Below are 22,560 nucleotides of genomic sequence, written 5' to 3'. Positions count from 1 at the left end.
TTAGCAGGTAGTAAGAATCTCTTCTTGAATTTGATTCTACATCCATACTCACCAATGATACAAGTAATTATGATGCTCAATCAATGAAAAATTGTTAAGTCTAAAAATATTAGTCAGTATACCTATACATATTATAGTAAATCTTAATTTTACTTAATAATACTAGTCCTGTTAGGTATATATCATCCGTGGTGATCGCCCAAAGTGCTATGTCTCCAGCACTGATGGCACAATGTTAATGGTTATATAACTTCTCAAATAGCTAAAATTAATAGCTTTTTGGTCTGTCATCAATAATGATTGATGATTGATGTTATTAATATAATGCTAAGTAAAAATGAATTGAGATATCTTTGTTATTTTGAAGCTCACATCATATAATTCTCTTAAGCGTAACCAGATTTTGTACTCTTGTTTCATAGTGAAGACCAAGAGCTATTAAGTAGTTTCAGCACTAATGTATTATTAAGCTCTCGTAATTGTAATAGACAAGCAATAATTTACTGAATTTAATAGGCTTTTCGATGGCTGATGTCAATAATGCAGCTTTTTTGATAGTTAGTTAGCGATCGCTTAGCCAAATATCAATCAAGACCTATTAAAACTGCACTTCATATTGAGAAAAATAGTGAGATGTAAAAACAGTGAGAACTACACAACACAAGACATCTGATCCTGAACCTCATCAAAATACTAAATTTCCTCTGAGGTCGAAGAGTAGAGTATTGATGAGTGGTCTTTTATTTGGGCATAGTTTGCTCTCGCATTTAGATTCAAAAACCCGCCTGGGGCTAACTATTATGTTGGCAATGACAGTTTTTTTACGGCTGCCAAATACCATACATTTAGCCAATCGCATTCTTACAGCTTGGATTTTAGGAGTTTTCTGCTTTTTGACATTAGTAGTGTTGATGATGTGTAGTGCAACTCCCCAAAAAACGCGTTATCGCGCTCAACGTCAAGAAGCTCAGCATTTAGCTGTTTTTCTTTTAGTAGTCATTACTGCCTGTACAAGTATCTTTGCGATTGGGCTAATGCAAGCAATTAACGACAACAAAAATATTCCTGAATCTACCTTAGCACTGCAAATTGCGCTGTCTTTAGTAGCTGTGATCTGTTCTTGGTTTCTGACTCACACCATATTCGCGCTCCACTATGCCACCTGCTACTACCATCCAGATTTCTTGAACGAGGAGATAGGATATGTTGGCGGCTTGAGTTTTCCAGGCGATGAGTTACCTGACTATTGGGACTTTATGTATTTTTCTTTCACTATCGGCATGACAGCTCAAACCTCAGATATTTCGCTTCCAGGCTTGGGAATGCGAAGGCTTGCTATAGGACATGCAATGATTTCTTTTTTCTTTTACATGGTGATTTTAGCTTCGAGCGTGAATGTGGCATCGGGGCTGATTTAAAGCGGTGGATTGATGATGATTGGTAGAAAAAGTTATGGAATTTAGCATTTTACTTAGTCTGCTTGAAAATTCTAAACCTCGTTTGCTGTTATCGTTGGTACTGTCCGGGGTCGTTTTTCTGTTGATATCGCCTGCAAGCTTGGAATTTCGCCTGCTTGCGGCTTGGGATACGGGAGTTTTATGTTTTCTAATACTAGTAGGTTTAATGATGATTGGCGCGAATCATGAACAGACACGCAATCGCGCACAGCGACAGGAAATTGACCATCTGGCAATTTTTATTTTGGTTGTTTTTGTAGCTTTTGCTAGTTTGTTTATTATTGCAGCAGTGCTAGCAAAACATAAAGATAGTTTTACTCCTGAAGTTGGGCTGTCCATAGTGGCAATTATCTGCTCTTGGCTGCTGATGCACACTACTTTTGTGCTGCATTATGCCGCATTTTATTACCGTAAGCCTTCCTTTGCTTCAGAGACAGAATATATAGGAGGGCTAGATTTCTCTAGTGGAGAACCGCCTGACTATTTGGACTTTATGTATTTCGCATTTACCCTGGGTATGACCTCCCAAACTTCGGACACAGCACTTGTCTCATCTGCCATGCGACGACTAGCTTTAGGACATACAGTAATGTCATTCTTTTTCTACAGCGTCATTCTCACTCTCGCGATCAGCATTATTTCTGGGCTGATGTAACTCTACTGTTCAACAATTTTCACTTCTTCATCCTTTATTATGCATATCCTATCTGCTCTATTACTTGCGATCGCGGTTAACATCGATAATTTTGCCGTTGGTATCGCTTACGGAATTAAAAAACTCCAAATCGGCTGGCTTACTAACCTATTTATTGGTTTAATTTCCGCAATCGGCACATATCTGGCGATTTCTGTCGGAAATGACATTAAGAATTACTTGTCTGTAAATGTCGCCAATGCATTAGGTAGCTTTATCTTGATAGCCGTCGGAATTTGGAGTATTTGGAAAACACTCAAACGCCAACGTAGAAAAGTTAAAATGCGTCAAGAAATGAGTTTTTTAGTTGCAGCAGGTTCAAACCGGGCGATATCTAATAGCTGCCATAAAAATTTTTCAGAAGAATTTTCTCAAGAATTCTTGCAAGAATTTTCTTACGAAAAATTCTTGGAACATCCTGAAAAAGCAGATGTAGACCGCTCAGGTTATATTGATGTACAAGAATCTATTGCTCTGGCGTTTGGCTTGACTCTCAATAATCTAGGTTCAGGATTCGGTGGTGGAATTTCTAACTTAAATGTGGCTATTACCACCTTTTTAGTTTTTATCCTCAGCTTGTTGGGAATATCAGGTGGGTACTTTCTAGGCGATCGCTTTACGACTAAGATATCTGGACTTTGGGCTGGTATCCTTTCAGCAGCTCTGGTTATCATCACTGGGGTGTGTGAATATTTCCTTATGCCTTAGCTCTGTGATCATTCTTGGATATCAATAACAGATGATAATGCCAAAGACACTAAAGAATGTGGATAAGATAAGTCCACATTCCTTAGACCTCACATCTTTCATGAGTAAATATTCCTGTTTTGCTAGAGATTGAGTTTAACTTAACTTCCCCAACATTCCTTGGAGTTGGATAGCACTTGCCGGTTATTTTGGGGCATTAAATCAATCACATTGTTAAAGCTGCTGAAGTAGTCTTGCAGAGCAATGGCAGCAAAACCATGAAATTCGACCCATTCATACTGATAAAAATTAGTAGAAGTGGTAGAGGTCTTTTCTTGCTGATTCAGAGGAAAAGTAGGGATTGCAATTAATAAAGAAACTTTCTCTTCTCCAAAGGTGTCTTGACCTTCTAGCCTGACAGCAGCAATGTAAGTGGTATTAATGACCATATTATCAACTTTAATAAATGCCATATTTCCACACGCCTCCGGGTAAAGTGGACGATAGATAATTCTCTAACTTATGAATCAAAAATTCCTTAGTCTGCTTGCAATTATTGAAGGTATAATTACCCTCTTTGCTTTACCTACTGAGTCTTATAACGGATTTTTAAAACAAGAAAAACAGCAGTCTTGGTAATTCTAGTGATAGTTCCTCCTCACGAATTACGATATTATAGACTGCTGGACTTGCAATATTAAAGATGCGAAAGTTCAGTTATTCATAACTTTCGCTTAGTAAAAACTAATTGATTTTGTTGACAGTTGACATTTAACAGTCAACCTCAACAGAGATAATATAATGTTTTTTCTTGCAGACCTCTTACGTATAACAGTGTTTTTCTCTTTTCGCCTCTTGTCCTGTCCACTTTTGCCACCGAGTGATCGCCCGATCAACATTCTCTGTAGCTTTGTCACCAGCAAAGCAGATGCGTCCCATCCTTTCACAGGCAATTAATAATTCAGCGTTTCCCAAAGAAGGTGCAAGCACAAAGTTATCATGTTTTGTATACAAACTGATTAAATAAGCAACAATTCCTTCTACACCCTCAATACCAACAGGCTTCTCTGGTTTGAGAATGGGATCTTGAGAGTAAATCCCGACGTATAATTCACCTAAGACCCACTCAAATCTAAAGGGCATACGATGGCAAGCACAAAAATCTTGGATATGTCCTTCACGAGCTAACACAGCGACAATGTGAGCTTCATTAATGAGATAATCATGATTCCACTCAAATGAAAGAGTAGCGATCGCTAAAGCAGCATTGGAAGGAAGAAGTCCAATAAATTTATCCTCAGCCGTATCACCACAGTAAATTAAATGCCTACCAAGTATCCACTCATCTCCTAACTCTGCCTCTGGTAGAATTGGAGTAGTATTGATTTTTTTTTCAACTTGGGGTCTAGCAGATTTTATAGACTGTTTTGCCTGCTTTTGAGCAGTAGAGCTTTGTAGTGCAATCAATTGCTTTTCTTTGAGCTTGGTTCTAGCCTCTGCTGCTAACTTAGCTTGTGTTTCCATTTCTTCTTGCTTTTGCTGACGTTTTGCTTCTTGTGCTTTTTGTTCTGCCTGTTCTGCCTGCTCACGCTCTTCAGTACCCGCTCTGGCTATTTTTAACAAAGTGGAGTGACTCCTGGCAATAGGTGTTTTCTTAATCACCTCCTTAACTTCTGGGTCAATATTTTTAGCAATTTGCTTTCCTAATTGATATGTCCGCTTGTTATAACCTGCCTCTTGAGCTAGTTGTATCGTTGTTTTACTAGGGGGTGAATCAATTTCACCCCCTTTTTTGGTGTATTGGTTCTCTCCAGATTGAGCACGCAGACCTATCCGCTCTAATATTTGGTCTCTCTCTAGCCAGAGTTCAGCTCGTTCTAAGGCTTCTAGTTCATTACGAATGAGGTTTTCATCGATTTCAGCCAATCTGGCATGGTCTACATCTTCATAAGTAATAATCCGGTATTCAATCTGTTCCAGCCCCAAGAGCTTGCAAGCAGTTAGGCGGTGCAGCCCTGCAATTAGATTAAAATTTTGATCGAGGGTTATAGGGTTCAAGAGTCCGTTCGCCTTAATAGATTGCATCAACTCAGCAACTTTTTGGTCGTTCAGAGGACGCCTGTTGGGCTGGATACTAACCTTATCAATGGCAATAAAGGACATAAAAGCTACCAAATAATTAACTGGGGCTATATTTTTTATGGTGACTATAGAAAATATAGCAAAACAACAACTCTAGTAATCTTTCTTCACACTTTCTTGGTATTAAATTGTGAAATTCTATACTTATATAGAACATGGGTACTATTAAACATCACAAAACTTTCAAAGTTGAAAGCGGCTCTCTGCTACTGAAGCCTGCGCCGTAACAGATTGCTCTTACTTCTGACATCAATATTATCTGTTTATCTTTCTTGAGGATTCCTCTACACAGCAAACGAGAAGATTGCCCCAAAAAATTTTAGCTGACCATTATATCAACGCTGATATTCATTCTAGTGAGAAACTGCAAAACCTAGCTACAACAGGCTGATCAACTGAAGTAAGATTTTTACTTACGCAGAGTCTATACATAGTTATTGTAAGGTTAATCTGGTAAAAATCTTCTAGAAGTTGCTGATCACAAAAATTTGATAAATTTAGTTTTTATTCATAATGTCAACTTAACTATGTTGTAAAAGTTCTGTATCAAACAAATAACGCTTTTTGTGGCATAATCTTAAGTTAAGAGTATCTAAGAATCAGCCAAATTATAACAGTATCTCTCGGCTAATTTCTCATACCGTAAGGAGGAAAAGTATTAATCCGGAAGAAGGATTGGAAGTGTTCTGTGTTTGTAATTGAAAATTTAAGAGACTTTCCAAGAACAACCATTTCTCAAGCAGTGTAATGAAGAACACTGAGTATTTTCTACATTCATTACTGAGTACTCAGCATTGAGCAGGTAATTAGGCTGTTTAAGCAATGTAAATAGTGCTAATGCTGCAATTAGCTAATCCCTTTTGAATCTTCATCCTGTAGCTAGAAGCTACGATCTATGAGAAAATGCATGATTTTTGTAACATGCAAGCAGTGCAAACCTTTATAAATATCACTAAGATTATTGTAATAATTGGACTTTCCATATCCCTTGACCCTAATTTTCGTTATCCGGCATATTATTGATTTATTTCATCCTTTATTTTTTACACTTCAAACCTATGCACGTTAATTGTCCCTAAGAGGTAAGATTTTATGCCCACGCCAACAGGATATGAAATTCCGATCAAAAATCAATTTCAGGAAATAGATTATGAAATTGTCCACATAACTCAAGAGCGACTTCGGATTCGTATACCTCGACTAGCCGATGATCCAGAGTATGCAAGTTCGCTGAGTTGGCTGATAGAATCTTTTGATTTTATTGTTAGTGTGCGGATCAACCAGCCATCTAGCTCGTTAATTGTCTATTATGAACCCGACGTGTCTGTAACAACGGTACAAAAAAGCTTGTTAAATAGCATTCAGCAAGCTAGCGTCGTTGACCTTCCGCCGGAGACAGTGCCAATAAAAACAGAACTAAGACCAGAAATCGACTGGATAGAGCGGCTTGGACTACCTATGCTCAGCTTGGGTTTGGCTGTGGTTTCTAGCCAGTTGACGCTACCTATCCCAGGTTTAGTAATTGGTGGCTTAATTGCTGTGGCTGCTGCACCCTTTGTGGCTAGGCTTATAGAAACAACTGTAAAAGAACGACGACTAGATGCGGATATTCTTGACGTACTTTGGCTGGGTCTTTACACCATTAAAGGAGACTTTGTAGGCCCGTCACTTATGTTGAGTTTAATGGAAACAGGGGATGTGCTGCGAGATGCCACCGCTCGCGCTTCGGAACGGCAATTTATGGATTTGTTCATGGGAATGGATAAATTTGCCAAGGTGGAACGGGACGGACAAGAGGTGCAGGTTCCTCTAAAAGATGTGCAAAAAGGCGATCGCGTTATTGTCTATCCAGGTGAGATGATTCCAGTGAGTGGGAGAGTACTGCGGGGTACAGCATTAATTGATGAACATAAACTCACCGGAGAGTCTACGTTAGTTTCTCGCTCCGAAGGACAGGTAGTTCACGCCTCTACTTTGTTGTTAGAAGGCAAGATCTGCATACTAACAAAACGAATTGGCAAAAATACCCGCTTAGGAGTGACAGTCGAACTCTTGCAATCTGCTCCAGTTCATGATACACGCGTTGAAGATTATGCAGCCAAAGTTGCTGATGCAACCATTGTACCAACCCTGCTATTAAGCGGTGCAATTTTTGCTGTTACAAGAGATGTATCGCGATCACTTGCTCCTTTGCACCTCGATTTTAGCCACAGCATTCGCATTGCCGTACCTTCTACGGTTCTAGCGGCGCTTACCTACGCTGCGCGGCATGGCATCTACATCCGTAGCGGACGTGCCTTGGAAATTTTAGCACGGACAGATACAGTTGTTTTTGACAAAACCGGAACTTTAACCCAAGGTAATGCCGAAGTTGTAGCGATCAAAACCGCCAGACCAAAAATTTCTTCAGCTTATGTCTTACAAGTTGCCGCGTCGGCAGAACAAGGTAACACTCATCCTGTAGCTAGTGCAATTCTACGTTATGCCCAAGAGAATAATATCAAAACTCGACCTTGTGAAGCTTGGGATTATCGCATCGGCTTTGGTGTTGTTGCCCAAATTTCTGGACAACGGATTTTGGCAGGTAGCTATCGTCTCATGCTACAAGAAGGTATTGATGTTAATCCCACTCATCAACTTCATCCAGAGCTAAGATCAGGTAGCCAATCTACAGTATATGTGGCTATGGGTGGTGAGTTGTTAGGCGTGATTTTGTATACAGACCCCGTCCGTCCAGAAAGTGCCGAAGTAATTTCCGTCTTAGAAAGCCAAGGTCAGCAGACCTATATGTTAAGTGGCGATAACCAACGAGTTGCTAATCGTGTAGCTCAGGAGCTGGGCATTCAAAGTAGTCATGTTTATGCAGAATCATTTCCTGATCAAAAAGTCGATGTCATTCGCCAACTTCAAAGCCAAGAGCGGACTGTAGTTTTCATTGGAGAAGGTATCAATGATGCCGCAGCTTTAGCACATGCGGATGTTTCTATTTCTTTTGCTAGTGGTATTGATATTGCGCGAGAAACCGCCGATGTAGTCCTCTTAGATGATGATCTGCGGGGCATACCTCACGCCATTGCGATCGCAAAACAAGCAATGGATATTATTTACCAAAATACTGCCCTCATCGCTGTACCAAATATTGGTGTAGTACTTGCAGGCGTTTTATTTGCTTTTGATCCAGTTTTAGGTGTCATTATCAGTAATGGCTCAGCCCTGATTGCCGAGTTAAACAGTTTCCGTCCCCTGTTTAATGCCCAAGCAGTTCCTAGCTTTGATGCAGCTGCACTCAAATACACACCCGATGCTAAACACCCCGTTAAATCTGCTAGCCCTGCTGATTCTAAGCAATTGAAACTACTTACTCCCAGTCCTGCATAAAATCAATTCGCAATTAAACTAAGCTGGGCTAATACAACTTTATATGAAGCTGCATATAATGGAGAAAACAAACTTGATAAATTAAAATAACCATGAGCCGCCCTTTTAAGATTGAAATTGCAGAGAGCGAAGAAGAACTTAAAAAACGTCTACAAACAGCGAATTTAGGAAACCAAAAAGAAAAGCTTATTATGCTGTGGTGGATAAAAAGCTGGCAGGTTAAGGAGCAGCAAGAAATCGAAAACGCTTGGCAAAAGATACTTCAACAGTCACGAGATGGTTGCAGAAGTCCAGAACTGATGGGATATCAGGCTTATTAGAAATCAAAAAGGCACTAACTTTTGGATTTATGGTGCAATTGAACCATTGACTGGAGATCGTTTCCTTTATGAATATCCAAAACTAGATGGCGAATGTTTTCAACAGTTTTTAGACTGGCTATCTGTGCAATTAAGCTCAGATTATGCAATTTTACAAATTGACCAAGCATCGGCTCATACAAGTTCAGCGATTAGCTGGCCAGAGAATATTATTCCTCTATTTCAACCACCATCGGCTCCTGAACTCAATCCTATCGAAAGGCTTTGGCAAGCTCTCAAGAAACCTCTCAAAAATCAACTTTTCTCTTCTTTACAAGCTTTACGCGAACCTGACTTTTCCCGTTAAGTCTCTTTTATCTTACGTTAAGTTGATACCAATGTCCTCAGTTCCTAGTTAATAATTTCTTAAAACTTGATGTAGAATTTACATAATTCCAGCGTACAATTACTTTATTAGATTTTTCTCAATCCAAATACTGCTTCAGGTTCAGAGGAAACTATTATGCCTCGATGTCCTGTTTGCCAAACAAAATACATTGCAGAAGCCGAGAATTGCTCATTATGTGGTTGGAACCTCCAAGCACACTCTTTAATAATTGGGTTGATTCCAGAAGTTTCCTCGAAAGAGCAGGCAAGATTGGAATGGGCACAAAAGCAATGGGCAATGATCAAACCTCATAAAGAACAAATCCAGCAACTCCAGTTCCAACTTCAACAAGCAAACCAAACCATAGCCCAACTTCAATCTGAGTTAGAGCAAGCAACGCAACTGCGTAACAAACTTTCAGCAACCTTACAACAACGAGAAATCATCTTAACGCCGATTCATTCTCTAGTCTTAGAACTAGCCGAAGCACAACCCCAAGCTGAAATTTTGGAACTTGAACAACCCCACCCATTAGAAACAGCCCCAATAGCCGAAGCACAACCCCAGGCTGAAATTTTGGAACTTGAACAACCCCACCAACTAGAAACAGCTTTACCAATCAAGGTGCAAACTTTGATTTTTCAGGTAGTGGCTGTTGATACACAGGGACAACTGGCTAATTGCGATGGAAGTGAAGCTCACTACTTCCAGGAAGAACTAGAGAATGTTGCTTTAGATATGATTATCCTGCCAGGGGGTGTCTTTTGGATGGGTTCTCAAGAGGCGGAACAAGGGCGAGAAAATCACGAAGAACCTCTGCATCAGGTAACAATTGAGCCTTTTTGTATGGGAAGATTTACAATTACTCAGGCACAATGGCGCGCGATCGCTAATTTACCAACTATTAATCGCTCTCTCAATCCTGATCCAGCCCATACTAAAGGCGAAAACCAACCTGTAGAACAAGTTTCATGGCACGATGCGATCGAATTTTGTGCCCGACTAACCAAACTCACCAGACGAGATTATCGCTTACCAAGCGAAGCAGAATGGGAGTACGCCTGTCGCGCTAGAACAACAACACCTTTCCATTTTGGTGAAACCATTACACCCGAACTAGCTAATTATGATGGCAATTACATCTACAACTTAGAACCTGTAGGTCAATATCGCCAACGGACAGTACCAGTAGGAAGTTTTCAAGTTGCTAACGCATTTGGACTATGCGATATGCATGGTAACGTATGGGAGTGGTGTGCCGATGCTTGGCACGACAACTATCAACAAGCTCCCTGTGAAGCTACGATCACGAGCCAACTGCGATTGGAATCGCCACTATTCAAGAGAAATTGTTTAAGGCAATTCAGCAGGCATCGATTGTTGAAATTCCTATAGGATGGACTGGTGAAGAGAAGGAAAAAGCTAACAACGAAGTAGACTTTGTAGAACGTTTAGGCTTTCCTTTAGCAGGTTTAGTACTCAGTTTGGGTGCAATGGTTGGGCTGCCAATTCCTCCTGTTTTGATTGGTGCTGTTGTATTTGTTGGTGCAATTCCAGTATTCAAACGAGCATGGGATGCTATCCAAGAAGAGCGTCAATTAACCATTGACTTCTTGGATGGTTTAGCGATCGCGTTGCACACAGCAACGGGACATTTCTTTGCTCCATCTTTTATGTTAGGTCTGGTAGAAGGAGGCGAAGCCATCCGGGATATGACGGCGCGGGGTAGTGAACGGGCATCGCTCGACCTTCTAGATTGCTTGAGTAAGACCGCCTTCGTGATCCGCGATGGACAAGTTGTAGAAATTCCCACTCAAGATGTGATTGTTGGTGATCATGTTGTTGTCTATCCTGGTGACCAGATTCCTGTTGACGGCGTTGTTATGGAAGGGACAGGGATTATTGACCAGTGCAAACTCACGGGTGAATCAGTACCCGTCACTCGCACAGTCGGAGAAGAAGTCTTTGCTTCTACCTTATTGGTCGATGGTACATTAACCATTCTGTCAGAACGAGTTGGCAACAACACTCGTGCTGGTGTGATTGTCAACCTGATGCAGGCTGCACCTGTACATGATACACGGGTTGAAAACTACGCAGCAACAGTGGCAAATCAAATGGTAATTCCCACCTTGTTAATTGGTACAGGTGTGGGCATTTTTAGCGGCAACCTCAGCCGAGCGATCGCATTGCTGACCCTAGACTTTGGTACAGGAATTCGGGTTTCTGTACCTACAACAATTCTATCGGTTCTCACCTACGCGGCTCGCAATGGCGTACTGATCCGCAGTGGTCGCGCTATTGAAATGTTAGCGACCATTGACACCGTTGTTTGTGACAAAACAGGAACACTAACTATTGGTCATGCAGGTGTCAATGATATTGATGTTATGGAAGTCCGCTTAACCAAAGATGAAATTTTGTGTTATGCGGCTAGTGCTGAGAAAGGTCTAACCCATCCCATTGCTGAGGCGATCGTTCATCACGCCAAAGATACAGGTGTTGCCCTCAAAGAATGTGAAGAGTGGGAATATAAGATTGGTCTGGGTGCAGTAGCAAAAATCGACGGTATGAATATCATTGTCGGTAGCCCCCGATTCATGAAGCAAGAAAACGTGGATTTGGAGGAATACGACGTTCGCTATCCCGATGCCAAATCAGGCGGTCAATCCCTAGTTTACGTAGCAGGTGATGGTAGACTGCTTGGCGTGATCCGTTACAGTGATCCACCACGTCCAGAAAGCAAAGAAGTCATCCGCGAACTCAAGGAGATGGGCATTACTGTGCATATGCTCACAGGTGATGTGACACGGGTTGCTAACTCCATCGCTAATAATCTCGGCATCCATCCCAATAATGTCACTGCTGAAGCTTTCCCAGAAAAGAAAGTAGAAGTAGTTAAAGGATTACACGACAGTGGTAAGGTTGTGGCATTCTGCGGCGATGGCATTAACGACTCTGCCGCTCTGGCTTACGCCGATGCTTCAATATCCTTTGCAGGTGCCACCGACATCGCCAGAGAAACAGCCGATGTGGTGCTGATGGAAGATGACCTGCGCGGCTTAATCATGGCGGTTAAATGTGCGCGTCAAGCAATGGATATTATTTGGCAGAACACCATGATCGTAGCAGTTCCCAACTTAGGTGCGTTAATCTCCGGTATTTTCTTCGCTCTCGATCCACTTTTAGCGGTAGTAATCAACAACGGTACTGCGATCCTGGCAGAACTGAATGGTCTACGTCCGCTTATCGGCCCTGGTGAAGTTATGCCACTAGGACATCAGTTAAGTGCAGCTGAAATTGCTGAGGAAGAAAAGCGATTACAAGAACGTAGTCATAGATCCGAAGCAGTTAATATTTCACCAACTTCTATAGAAGTAGAGACTGAAGTAGTAGTTCTTTCGTCTGATGTGGAAGAACCTCAAACTAATGATTTGGGTGTGAGTGAGTCTAAATTAGAGACAGCAAACATAGTTTAGAAGAGGATATTGGGTACTTTGAAGTACCCATTCCTTTTTTTGAATTTTGAATTGCTTATGAGGTTTTATGTTTCGTAAAATTCTCGTCGCCCTCAATCGCTGTGACGATATCAGCGAGTATATCTTTCAAGAAGCACTGGAGTTAGCAAAAGCCACTAAGGCATCTTTAAAGCTGCTCCACGTTCTATCTGTTGATGAAAAAGAAAGCCCAAATATCTTGACCTTGATTAATACTCTAGAGAATAAGAAACGTTGGGAAGAGTTTGAAAAACCCGGTCTGGATTTACTCAAATCTTTCACAGAACAAGCGATCGCTGCCGGAGTATCAACTGAATATTACCAAGGTTTAGGCCGACCCGGTCATATTATTTGCGAAACTGCCCGTGTCTGGGAGGCTGGATTAATTGTCATCGGACGGCGGGGGCTTTCTGGTATGAGCGAACTAATTTTGGGCAGTGTCAGCAACTATGTCACCCACTATGCTCCTTGCTCAGTATTCATCATACAAAACCCAGAATAACTTGGTGCTGTAGGTATTCAAGAAAGGCAAACAGTAAGATTTAACGTATAGACTGTTTACAGTTGATAGTCAAAATAATTCGTAGTTAATAATATTCGCTCCACGACAAGCAAGCTAAGTAATTCGTAGTTACACTTCTAGGGAGCTTGTACCCCTTTAATTACGAATTAGTAGTTATTTCTCAGTTGTCAGCAGTCAATATATCTCAGGTGTTATGTAGGTCTTGAAAGCAAGATGTCTGCTTCACATTATATCTTTGATTAAAAATTTATATCAGTGTAAGCAGCTTCATCATCTCTTTCTTTCGGTGATTACTGTAAGCTACAAGTAAGCACCTATCCAAAGATTGAATTAGTATCTCCCAGTGATTACCAACCCATAGATTAATTGTGTGGGTTATCCAAAGGCAAACGCATCTATATATATTATTAACAATAAGTGATATTTATTGTGTTGGCCTAAAGTAGGAGTTTATCGTTCAATTTATTGTAAAAGGACGCAAACCTAAGCCAAAAGTATCCAAAAGAGACAGGGGTATAAGAGGTTCAAGGTGGTAAGGTCATCTCATCCACAATTAGCCTTAGACTTGTAGCTTGTAAGTGTAATATAGCATTTACCCCATCAACTCATAGCATTATACGCCTTCTCGGTCAGATTACCAGGTGTTCACCTGAGCAACTCTAGACTATTAAATTTATGAACTTTCAACAGAGAAGCCCGGAAGACTAAAACTAATGTCATCAAATCAATAGATTGCTCACAATTGCGATCGCTCACTAACGAAGTGACCGCCGAATTTCCATACCATCTCGACAAATAACAAGGTCTTGGAGGCTGAACAATGTCAGTTACAAAGCCCGGCAGATTATCGCGCTCACCAACAACCAAAAAAACCAAGCAACCTAGTTCAATGTCCCGTAAGGATGCATTACTCTTACGGATGCTGGTTTTTATTCCCATCTGCCTAATTTTGCACCACCTGAATGTAAATCCCAAAATTGTCTTTATGACAGCAGGTTTGGCGATTATTCCTCTAGCAGCGTGGACAGCTAACTTTACAGAAGCGATCGCCTCTCGAATTGGCCCTGCTATAGGTGGTTTGCTCAATGCTACTTTTGGCAACGCTACTGAGATGATTGTCTCTATTGTTGCTCTCAGAGCCGGACTAATAGATGTAGTCAAAGCCAGTTTGATGGGTTCCATGATTGCTAATCTGCTCTTAGGTTTAGGTATTGCCCTGTTTTTTGGAGGGTTGCGGATCAATCAGCAAAACTCCCACATTAACCAAGAACACCTGAGCGCAGTTGGTCGTGTCAATGCCTCTTTGCTTAATTTGGTGATTGTTTTCTTGCTAGCACCCACCGCCATTGAAGTTACTTCGTTGGCGCTACATCTCCAGACAACTAACGCGTTTTCCTACATCGCATCAGCACTGCTCTTAACTAGTTACATCCTCATGCTGTTGTTCTCTATGAAAACTCACAGCCATCTTTATGGACTAGATGAGGATGCCGAACCGGAGAGTTACGGTAGTGAAGCTAGAGGGGAGAAATATGGGTTAAAGCTGCATATTGGCTTGCTTTTAGGCACAACAATTGTTTTAGTGTTTGTCTCCGAAGTCCTGGTAGATAGTTTATCAGAGGCGATCGCTACTACTGGTATGAGTGGCTTATTCACCGGAGTAATTCTTCTTCCCATCTTTGGTGCAGCTGTAGAAATCATCACTTGTGGTATTTGTGGCGCTAAGAACAAAGTCAATCTTGCATCTTCAGTGGCAATTGGTTCCAGCTTACAGATTGCAATGTTCGTCACGCCTATCTTGGTTTTTAGTGGTTTCATAATTGGCAAACCGATGAACCTAGACTTTGATAACTTTACAGTTCTAGGAGTGGCTATTGCCGTCCTGATGACCAACTCAGTTAGACCCAACAGTCGTTCCAATTGGTTAGAAGGAATCATGCTTTTGATGACTTACCTAATGCTAGCCACAGCGTTTTTCCTACATCCAACTGTAGTAGGATAAGCAATTCAAAATCACAATCTGAATCAATCTAGACAATGATTCAACGTTGTAGAAATTTTGAGAGCAATTTTTAACTATATTATTGCTTGAGCGTTGAAATTATGCAGCTTCAAGAAGTTAAGCAAGTATTAAGCCAACCTAGTATTCACTGGTTAGCAATCTTTTTGCCGATAAGTTTAGTGATAGCATACCTGCCAGGACTTCGGAATGAGATATTCCTGTTCTTTACTTCCTGCCTGGGGATGGTTGTTGTTGCCTACTGGCTTGGCAATGCTACAGAGCAATTAGCAGACAAGGTTGGTTGCACATGGGGTGGGATGATGAATGCTGCCTTCAGTAACTTACCCGAACTAATTTTTGGTTTAATTGCCGTAGCTAAAGGGTTAGGGCCGCTAGCAAAAGCTGCCTGGACAGGTGCAATTATCAGCAATATGTTGGTTGCTGTTGGTGCAGCCATTATGGTTGGTGGCTATCGCTTTGGTACGGTGACATTTCCCTTAGATAGAGCCAAAGATGCAGCCGCAGGATTAATGATTGCTGCGGTGGCAATTCTTATGCCGTCAGTTTATGCTCATGCAGTTGATTTTTCTAGTGAAAGTGTAAGTGCTGCTGATGTAATCAAGAATGTCTCTGTTTGGTTGTCTGTATTTTTGCTCATGGCTTATGGCGGGAGCATAATCTATACCCTGGCTAGATTTAGATATTCGGAACCAGCACTGCAAGCTAAGAATCTCGCGGGAGCTTTTGTGCATTCCGAGTCAGCACCACAAGCCAAAAATCTCACAGACGTTTTTGTGCCAGAAGAAGATGTAGAAATGTCTTGGGGTATCCCCCTCTCTATTGGCGTACTTGCCGCTTCTAGCGTCTTGATGGCTTTTTTATCTAATTTTGTTGCTGATTGCGTAGATTCTGTTACTACTGGACTGGGATGGACTGAGATGTTTGTGGGGGCAATTGTAATTGGCATTATTGGCAACGTGGGCGCGATTATGAGTGCTGTTATGGTTGCTTACAGAAATAAATTGGATCTTAGTTTTGAGATTGGTATGAATGCTGCTTCTCAAGTTGCATTGCTAGTAATTCCAACTTTAATCGTCGCTTCTGTTTTGGTCGGTAAGCCTGTTGATTTTCTTTTCTCACCTCCGCAAATCGCTGCGCTTATTGGTAGTGTTCTAATCATGACTCAAATTTCTCAGGATGGGCGATGTAATTGGTTAAATGGATTGCAAATGCTGATTTTCTTTGGCGTTATTAGTGTCTTGTTCTTTTATGATCCGACTTAAGGAGGCAAGAAGAGAGCAGGGGAGAATGACAACTAATAACTAACAACTGACAACCAACAACAAAAATGACCACTAGAGATTTTGAATTGGGGAGTATAGACGGTTTGCCAGAGTTTAGAGTTGTGATGGACAGTAATGGCTTTTTACTAACGCCAGTACTTGAAACCAGAAAAACAACTCTCAAAGCTTTTGTGAGTATTGAACGGTCTGATAATGTTAATGAGGAAACTTGGAAGGCTTTTGGACAATGCATTATGCTTGCAGCCGCCGGAGCAGCATTTGCCGGCTTTACTCCAGGAGGTATAGCAGCTATGCCTATATTTATGCATACATTTGGTACTTGTGCCACCTCTAAAGGATTGGAACTGGCTGCTAGTCAAATTCGCTTCCGAACTGAAACTTTATACGGTGAATGGGAACGTTTTACATTTGTGGAAACCGCCAATCAGACTAAAATGAAGCGAAACTGACTTGAAAATAGGGAACAGGGGAATGGAAGGAAGGGGAATAACTGCTAACTTCTGCCTCGTGTCTTCTACCTCCTACCTTCTTTTTTACATTTATTTATCTTTACATTGTCTTATTGACTCAACAAAGATTGTAATATTTAATAGTAGCAATAAACGCATTCATAGCATTTAATCATAGTGCTATGTGAGTTCAAGTTTTTGATTTAAAAGAGAATATCTATGACTTCTACTACGTCAGACTCTGGGTTCACTCAACCAGCTGAAACGTCTGCATGGCATACCTTAGAAGTTGTTAAAGCTATTAGGCGATTAGGAAGCGATCGCACATTTGGTTTAACGACCTCAAAAGTTACAGAATATCTCAGACGTTATGGTTCAAATGAGCTAACAGAAGGTGGAACCCGCTCCCCCGGAGAAATCCTCTGGGATCAATTCAAAAACATCATGTTGCTGATGTTAATTGCTGTGGCAATTATCTCTGCTGTTCTGGATGTCCGGGAAGCTTTAACTAAAGGAATATTCGTCTTTCCTAAAGATGCCGTCGCCATTTTTGTAGTAGTGATTTTGAATGGCGTATTGGGCTACCTACAGGAAAGTGGTGCAGAAAAAGCTTTAGCAGCCCTGAAAAATTTGGCATCTTCTAAGGTACGGGTAATTCGAGATGGCAAAACCTTAGAGGTTGAGTCTAAAGAATTAGTACCCGGAGATGTTATGTTACTGGAAGCCGGTGTTAAGGTTCCTGCTGATGGGCGATTGTTGGAGGCGGTGAACTTGCAGGTGCGAGAATCTGCCTTAACAGGAGAAGCTCATGCAGTTAACAAGCAAGCCGAAGTCCAATTACCAGAAGATGCACCATTAGGCGATCGCATCAATCTAGTTTTTTCAGGTACGGAAGTAGTGCAAGGTCGAGCAACGGTGCTAGTCACAAGCACCGGAATGCAGACAGAATTAGGAAAAATTGCTAGTGCTTTACAGTCGGTAGAGTCGGAACCTACCCCACTTCAAAAACGCATGACCCAACTAGGAAATGTCCTAGTCACAGGTGCATTAGTGCTGGTGGTGATTGTAATTGCTGGTGGTACTTTCTTCAATCCCAGTTTGTTTGAAGAACTAGTCAAAGTTTCTTTGAGTATGGCGGTAGCGGTAGTACCAGAAGGCTTACCTGCTGTGATTACAGTCACACTGGCATTAGGAACACAGCGCATGGTGAAGCGAAATGCACTCATTCGCAAACTACCAGCGGTAGAAACCCTCGGTTCCGTCACCGTCATTTGTTCTGATAAGACTGGAACTTTGACTCAAAACAAAATGGTAGTACAAGCTGTTTGCACAGGCAGCAATACAGCCCACGTTACCGGAGATGGCTATACTCCTAATGGTGAATTTCAATGGCAAGATAAAACCCATCTTTCCCAAGCTCACCCAGAACTGCAAGCCTTATTACTAGCTTGCGTACTCTGTAATGATGCCATATTACAAAAAGAAAATGGCGAGTGGTCAATTTTGGGCGACCCCACAGAAGGTGCATTGTTGTCATTGGCAGGTAAAGGTTCTTTCCGCAAAGACGAGCAAGATAATCGCTTTGCACGGGTGGCAGAGTTTCCCTTCTCCTCAGAACGCAAACGGATGAGCGTTATGGTGGAAGCAGAAGGATCTGGTGCAGGTATCAGCGCCTTCCATTTGCACGCAACTCCCCATCTGATGTTTACTAAAGGCTCTCCCGAATTGACATTAGAACGATGCACTCACATTCAAGTCGGTAACGATGTCAAACCACTAACAGCAGAACAACGAAGCCGTATTCTAGAGCAAAATAACAAGATGGCAATGCGAGGGCTAAGGGTTCTCGGCTTTGCTAACAAACTATTAACTGAACTACCACCAGAAGGTTCTGAAGATATTTCCGAAAACGCTCTCACATGGCTAGGATTGGTAGGAATGTTGGATGCTCCTCGTCCGGAAGTACGGGATGCAGTTGCTCGCTGTCGCACGGCGGGAATTCGTCCGATAATGATTACAGGCGACCACCAACTGACAGCAAAAGCGATCGCTGAAGATTTAGGTATTGCCAGTCCTAAAGATGAAGTCCTCACAGGTCGAGAACTCGAAAAATTTAGCATGGCAGAACTAGAACAACATGTAGACCGCGTTAGCGTCTACGCTCGCGTCTCTCCAGAACACAAGCTGAAGATTGTGCAAGCACTCCAACATCGGGGTCATGTTGTGGCTATGACTGGCGATGGCGTTAATGATGCTCCGGCTCTGAAGCAAGCAGATATTGGTGTAGCAATGGGTATTACTGGCACTGATGTCAGTAAAGAAGCTAGCGACATGGTGCTATTAGATGACAACTTTTCTACTATTGTGGCAGCAGCAGAAGAAGGACGTGTCGTTTACATCAACATCCGCCGCTTTATCCGCTATATACTCGGCAGTAATATTGGAGAAGTACTCACAATTGCTGCTGCACCTCTGATGGGTTTAGGTGGTGTACCCCTATCACCGCTACAAATCCTCTGGATGAACCTTGTTACAGACGGAGTTCCCGCCCTAGCACTAGCTGTGGAACCGGGTAGACCAATTGTGATGCAACAACCTCCCAAAAATCCCAAGGAGAATATTTTTGCCCGTGGGTTAGGATCATACATGATTCGGATTGGAATTGTTTTAGCGATCATTAGTATCGCTATGATGTCCTGGGCTTATGGATACACCCAAGCAAATACGGCAGGTGGTACTCTTGATCCAGACCGTTGGAAAACAATGGTCTTTACTACTCTGTGTTTGTCACAGATGGGACACGCTCTAGCAATTCGCTCTAACACCCGTCTGTTTATGGAGATTAATCCCTTCTCTAATCCCTTTATTCTGGCATCGGTAATATTGACATCAATACTGCAACTGCTATTGATTTACGTTGAACCATTACGGAACTTCTTCAGCACCCACTACCTCACCTTCATGGAATTAATGATTTGTATTGGTTTTAGCGCACTTACCTTTGTGTGGATTGAACTAGAGAAGTTATTTATCCGTTGGCGTAGAAGGACTCAGTAGTAGAGGACTATTTGTAAATACAGAAACCCATGCCGAATTGGGCAAACAAGGGAATACAAATCTCTTTCCCTATATCCTGTTTTTCAGACAGAAAATTACGCCCAATTAGGCAAAAAATAATTCGTAATTTGTCAGAGGTAAGTGTTATTAAGTAGTAATTATTTGATCAAGAGACATTACTGTAAATAAAAAATAGACTAAAAACTGAGTCAAATAAAATAAAAATGAGCAAAAAACAAGAAAAAAATTCAAAATAATCTGGAAAGTAATTTTTTTAGGCGACATAAAATAAAAAGCAGAAGAAGTAACATCCATTTATTTTTAATAAATATTAAGAAGATTTTAACTAAGATTTATTTGATGATATAAGTTATAAAATGAGATTTAATAATCCTCTGAATTAAATCTCGATTGAATCCATTTTTGAATAAAATTCATTTTAAAATATTATTTACCTTGTCGCCTCAAGATGAGATTTTCGCTGAGATTTATTATGGTCTTAATTTAAATTTAAATCTAATTAATAGGGAGTGGGGAGTTAGAAGTTATTAGTTTCTAAATCTTTCTCATCCTCCTCATACTTAATGCCTCTTATTACTTTCCTTTCACACGACTTCCAAGCTAATGCAATTGATTAATAGAATTCATTTCCGAAACTTACGCGGAGATATTTCTGGCGGTGTTATTAATGCCATTGTTTCCTTAATGATCGCTTTAACGTTTGGGGTGGTTTCTGGTTTAGGAGTAGTCGTAGTCGATAGGGTTGAAATCGGTTTGCAAATCGGTTGAGATGACAGATTGTTTGGCTAGAAGTTTGGTTATAACTACTGAAAAAATGAGTAAAGTCACAATTCCATTAGAAAAACCTCTCCGCTATGACCCAGAAGCTATCGCTCAAAAATACCGCGATCGTAAAATGCAAGTCTTCAAGCGGTGGCTGCAAATTGTACTTCCCATACTTGACTTTACTGTTAAATGGTGGTGGAACCGCAAAACAGGACAGTCCACACAAAAGCAGCAGCGTCAAGCCATTCAACTGCGAGAAATTGCCACTCACCTTGGCCCCGCCTACATTAAGGTTGGTCAAGCACTGTCTACTCGCCCTGATTTACTGCCCTCAGCCTATATAGATGAACTTGTTAAGCTTCAAGATCAGTTGCCTGCTTTTTCTAACGAACTAGCATACAAATTTATTCAAGAAGAATTAGGGGAAACTCCAGACCAAATTTATGCAGAATTATCTGCTGAACCGATCGCCGCCGCTTCTCTAGGGCAAGTTTATCAAGGCCGATTACACACAGGAGAGATAGTTGCTGTTAAAGTTCAAAGACCTGATCTTGCAGAAAAAATTGCTCTAGATATATATATCTTGCGGAGTCTGGCCATTATCTTACAAAAGCGATACCAGAAAATTCGCACTAATTTAGTTGCCATCTTAGATGAATTTGCTACTCGTCTATTTGAAGAGATGGACTATATCCAAGAAGGAAAAAATGCAGAACAGTTTGCTAGTCTTTATGGTTCGCTGATTGATATTCATGTACCCCTAATCTATTGGAAATATACTAATCGCCGCGTTTTAACGATGGAGTGGATTAAGGGAACCAAGTTAACTCACCCAGCCGAGATTCAGTCTCAGGGAATTGATGCTCGTTCTATAATTGAAGTTGGAATACAGTGTACTCTCAGGCAATTGCTAGAACATGGTTTTTTTCATGCCGATCCTCATCCAGGTAATTTGCTGGTAATGAAAAATGGCAAGCTAGCTTATTTAGACTTTGGTATGATGAGCGAAATCAAGCCTGATCAAAGGTATGCCTTGATTAACGCTGTTATTCACATTGTCAATCGAGACTTTTCAGCACTGGTACAAGACTATATAGAATTGGAGTTTTTACCTCCTGATGCAAACGTAACTCCTATCGGTGCCGCATTAACAAGGCTGTTTAATGATGCGCTTACATCTAGCGTTGCTCAATTAAACTTTCAGGTAATTATTCAACAGCTTTCAGACTTAATGTACCAGTATTCTTTTCAAGTACCAGCGTACTATGCACTAATTATTCGTTCGTTGGTAGCATTAGAGGGAATTGCAATCAGTATAGACCCGGACTTTAAAGTTTTAGTTTCTGCATATCCTTACGTTCTCAAACGCCTTTTAACTGATCCAGCCCCACAATTACAACCGACTTTTAATAATCTACTCTTTAAAAATGGTAGTTTTCGGTGGAATCGTCTAGAAACAGTATTAATAAACTTTAGTAGTACTAAAGATTTTAACTTCAGTAGAACATTAGAACAGGGTGTTAGTTATTTACTATCAGATCAAGGGAAGTTTGTTCGCATCCGTCTGGCGGATGAGCTACTCAAAATCTTAGATGCTTTTGGCGAAATCTTGCTATCTAAAACACCAGTTATTTTTGGGATGCATATGAATTATCATCACCAAGATTTAGTAGTAAATATTGATTTAGAGACGCTAGAATACCTTAAACGTATTTGGATACTATTGCAAAAATCGCCAGGATTTGACTCCATACAACTAGCGCGAGCAGTTGCCCAAATTTTGATGATACCAGTGACTCATGAAATTGGCCAATATATTGTCAAAGAACTGTTGCAAAGAAGTATGAACCGACTTATAAATCATGAAATTACAGCTTAAAAGACAAAATTACAAGCT

The 22,560-nt window shown here is 41.0% G+C and carries 17 protein-coding genes; 15 read left to right on the top strand and 2 right to left on the bottom strand.

Going from position 1 to position 22,560, the window contains the following annotated elements; all coding sequences use genetic code 11:
• The first annotated feature begins 728 nt into the window (after positions 1-728).
• Genes WKK05_RS11900 through WKK05_RS11890 form a run of 3 tightly spaced genes read left to right on the top strand, consistent with a single transcriptional unit; the run spans position 729 to position 2,859 of the window.
• Positions 729-1,418: a DUF1345 domain-containing protein gene (locus WKK05_RS11900; RefSeq protein WP_341529920.1), complete on the top strand. Its 690-nt coding sequence runs from the start codon at positions 729-731 to the stop codon at positions 1,416-1,418.
• A 34-nt stretch (positions 1,419-1,452) separates the two neighbouring features.
• Positions 1,453-2,112, top strand: coding sequence for a DUF1345 domain-containing protein (locus WKK05_RS11895; RefSeq protein ID WP_341529919.1), 660 nt, complete (start codon positions 1,453-1,455; stop codon positions 2,110-2,112).
• Positions 2,113-2,151: 39 nt separating this feature from the next.
• Positions 2,152-2,859 (top strand): manganese efflux pump, encoded by a 708-nt coding sequence (locus WKK05_RS11890; protein WP_341529918.1) that lies wholly within the window; start codon positions 2,152-2,154, stop codon positions 2,857-2,859.
• Between the two features lie 140 nt (positions 2,860-2,999).
• On the opposite strand, the gene WKK05_RS11885 is transcribed toward WKK05_RS11890, so the two are convergent.
• Both WKK05_RS11885 and WKK05_RS11880 read right to left on the bottom strand, forming a co-directional pair.
• A complete protein-coding gene (locus WKK05_RS11885) occupies positions 3,000-3,311 on the bottom strand; it encodes a hypothetical protein (protein ID WP_341529917.1) in 312 nt (103 codons plus the stop codon).
• A 349-nt stretch (positions 3,312-3,660) separates the two neighbouring features.
• Positions 3,661-5,001: a ParB N-terminal domain-containing protein gene (locus WKK05_RS11880; protein WP_341529916.1), complete on the bottom strand. Its 1,341-nt coding sequence runs from the start codon at positions 4,999-5,001 to the stop codon at positions 3,661-3,663.
• 1,071 nt (positions 5,002-6,072) lie between these two features.
• Here WKK05_RS11880 and WKK05_RS11875 point away from each other — a divergent pair.
• From WKK05_RS11875 to WKK05_RS11820, 12 genes are all read left to right on the top strand, one after another.
• Positions 6,073-8,358 carry a heavy metal translocating P-type ATPase gene (locus WKK05_RS11875; protein ID WP_341529915.1) on the top strand — a complete coding sequence of 762 codons (2,286 nt, stop codon included), beginning with the start codon at positions 6,073-6,075 and terminating at the stop codon, positions 8,356-8,358.
• A 92-nt stretch (positions 8,359-8,450) separates the two neighbouring features.
• Positions 8,451-8,678 (top strand): hypothetical protein, encoded by a 228-nt coding sequence (locus WKK05_RS11870; RefSeq protein ID WP_341529914.1) that lies wholly within the window; start codon positions 8,451-8,453, stop codon positions 8,676-8,678.
• On the top strand, positions 8,665-9,024 hold the full coding sequence (locus WKK05_RS11865; protein ID WP_341531071.1) for a transposase: 360 nt from the start codon (positions 8,665-8,667) through the stop codon (positions 9,022-9,024). Before WKK05_RS11870 ends, WKK05_RS11865 begins: the two co-directional genes overlap by 14 nt.
• Before the next feature lie 156 nt (positions 9,025-9,180).
• Complete coding sequence (locus WKK05_RS11860) at positions 9,181-10,440, top strand: formylglycine-generating enzyme family protein (RefSeq protein ID WP_341529913.1); 1,260 nt, start codon at positions 9,181-9,183, stop codon at positions 10,438-10,440.
• The gene (locus WKK05_RS11855) at positions 10,395-12,524 is read left to right on the top strand and encodes a heavy metal translocating P-type ATPase (protein WP_341529912.1); all 2,130 of its coding nucleotides are present in this window, start codon (positions 10,395-10,397) and stop codon (positions 12,522-12,524) included. The genes WKK05_RS11860 and WKK05_RS11855 overlap by 46 nt, the downstream gene beginning before the upstream one ends.
• Before the next feature lie 67 nt (positions 12,525-12,591).
• A complete protein-coding gene (locus tag WKK05_RS11850) occupies positions 12,592-13,044 on the top strand; it encodes a universal stress protein (RefSeq protein ID WP_341529911.1) in 453 nt (150 codons plus the stop codon).
• Between the two features lie 910 nt (positions 13,045-13,954).
• Positions 13,955-15,067, top strand: a complete 1,113-nt coding sequence (gene cax / locus WKK05_RS11845; RefSeq protein ID WP_341531070.1) for a calcium/proton exchanger — start codon at positions 13,955-13,957, stop codon at positions 15,065-15,067.
• Positions 15,068-15,168: 101 nt separating this feature from the next.
• A complete protein-coding gene (cax, locus tag WKK05_RS11840) occupies positions 15,169-16,350 on the top strand; it encodes a calcium/proton exchanger (protein WP_341529910.1) in 1,182 nt (393 codons plus the stop codon).
• Between the two features lie 65 nt (positions 16,351-16,415).
• A complete protein-coding gene (locus WKK05_RS11835) occupies positions 16,416-16,820 on the top strand; it encodes a hypothetical protein (RefSeq protein WP_341529909.1) in 405 nt (134 codons plus the stop codon).
• A 219-nt stretch (positions 16,821-17,039) separates the two neighbouring features.
• Positions 17,040-19,877 carry a cation-translocating P-type ATPase gene (locus WKK05_RS11830; RefSeq protein ID WP_341529908.1) on the top strand — a complete coding sequence of 946 codons (2,838 nt, stop codon included), beginning with the start codon at positions 17,040-17,042 and terminating at the stop codon, positions 19,875-19,877.
• 630 nt (positions 19,878-20,507) lie between these two features.
• Positions 20,508-20,666, top strand: coding sequence for a hypothetical protein (locus tag WKK05_RS11825; RefSeq protein ID WP_341531302.1), 159 nt, complete (start codon positions 20,508-20,510; stop codon positions 20,664-20,666).
• Positions 20,667-20,712: 46 nt separating this feature from the next.
• Positions 20,713-22,542 carry an AarF/ABC1/UbiB kinase family protein gene (locus WKK05_RS11820; protein WP_341529907.1) on the top strand — a complete coding sequence of 610 codons (1,830 nt, stop codon included), beginning with the start codon at positions 20,713-20,715 and terminating at the stop codon, positions 22,540-22,542.
• Positions 22,543-22,560 lie beyond the last annotated feature (18 nt).

The sequence above is a fragment of the Nostoc sp. UHCC 0302 genome, assembly GCF_038096175.1.
Lineage (GTDB): Bacteria > Cyanobacteriota > Cyanobacteriia > Cyanobacteriales > Nostocaceae > UHCC-0302.
This window is presented reverse-complemented; position numbering and strand designations above follow the sequence as displayed.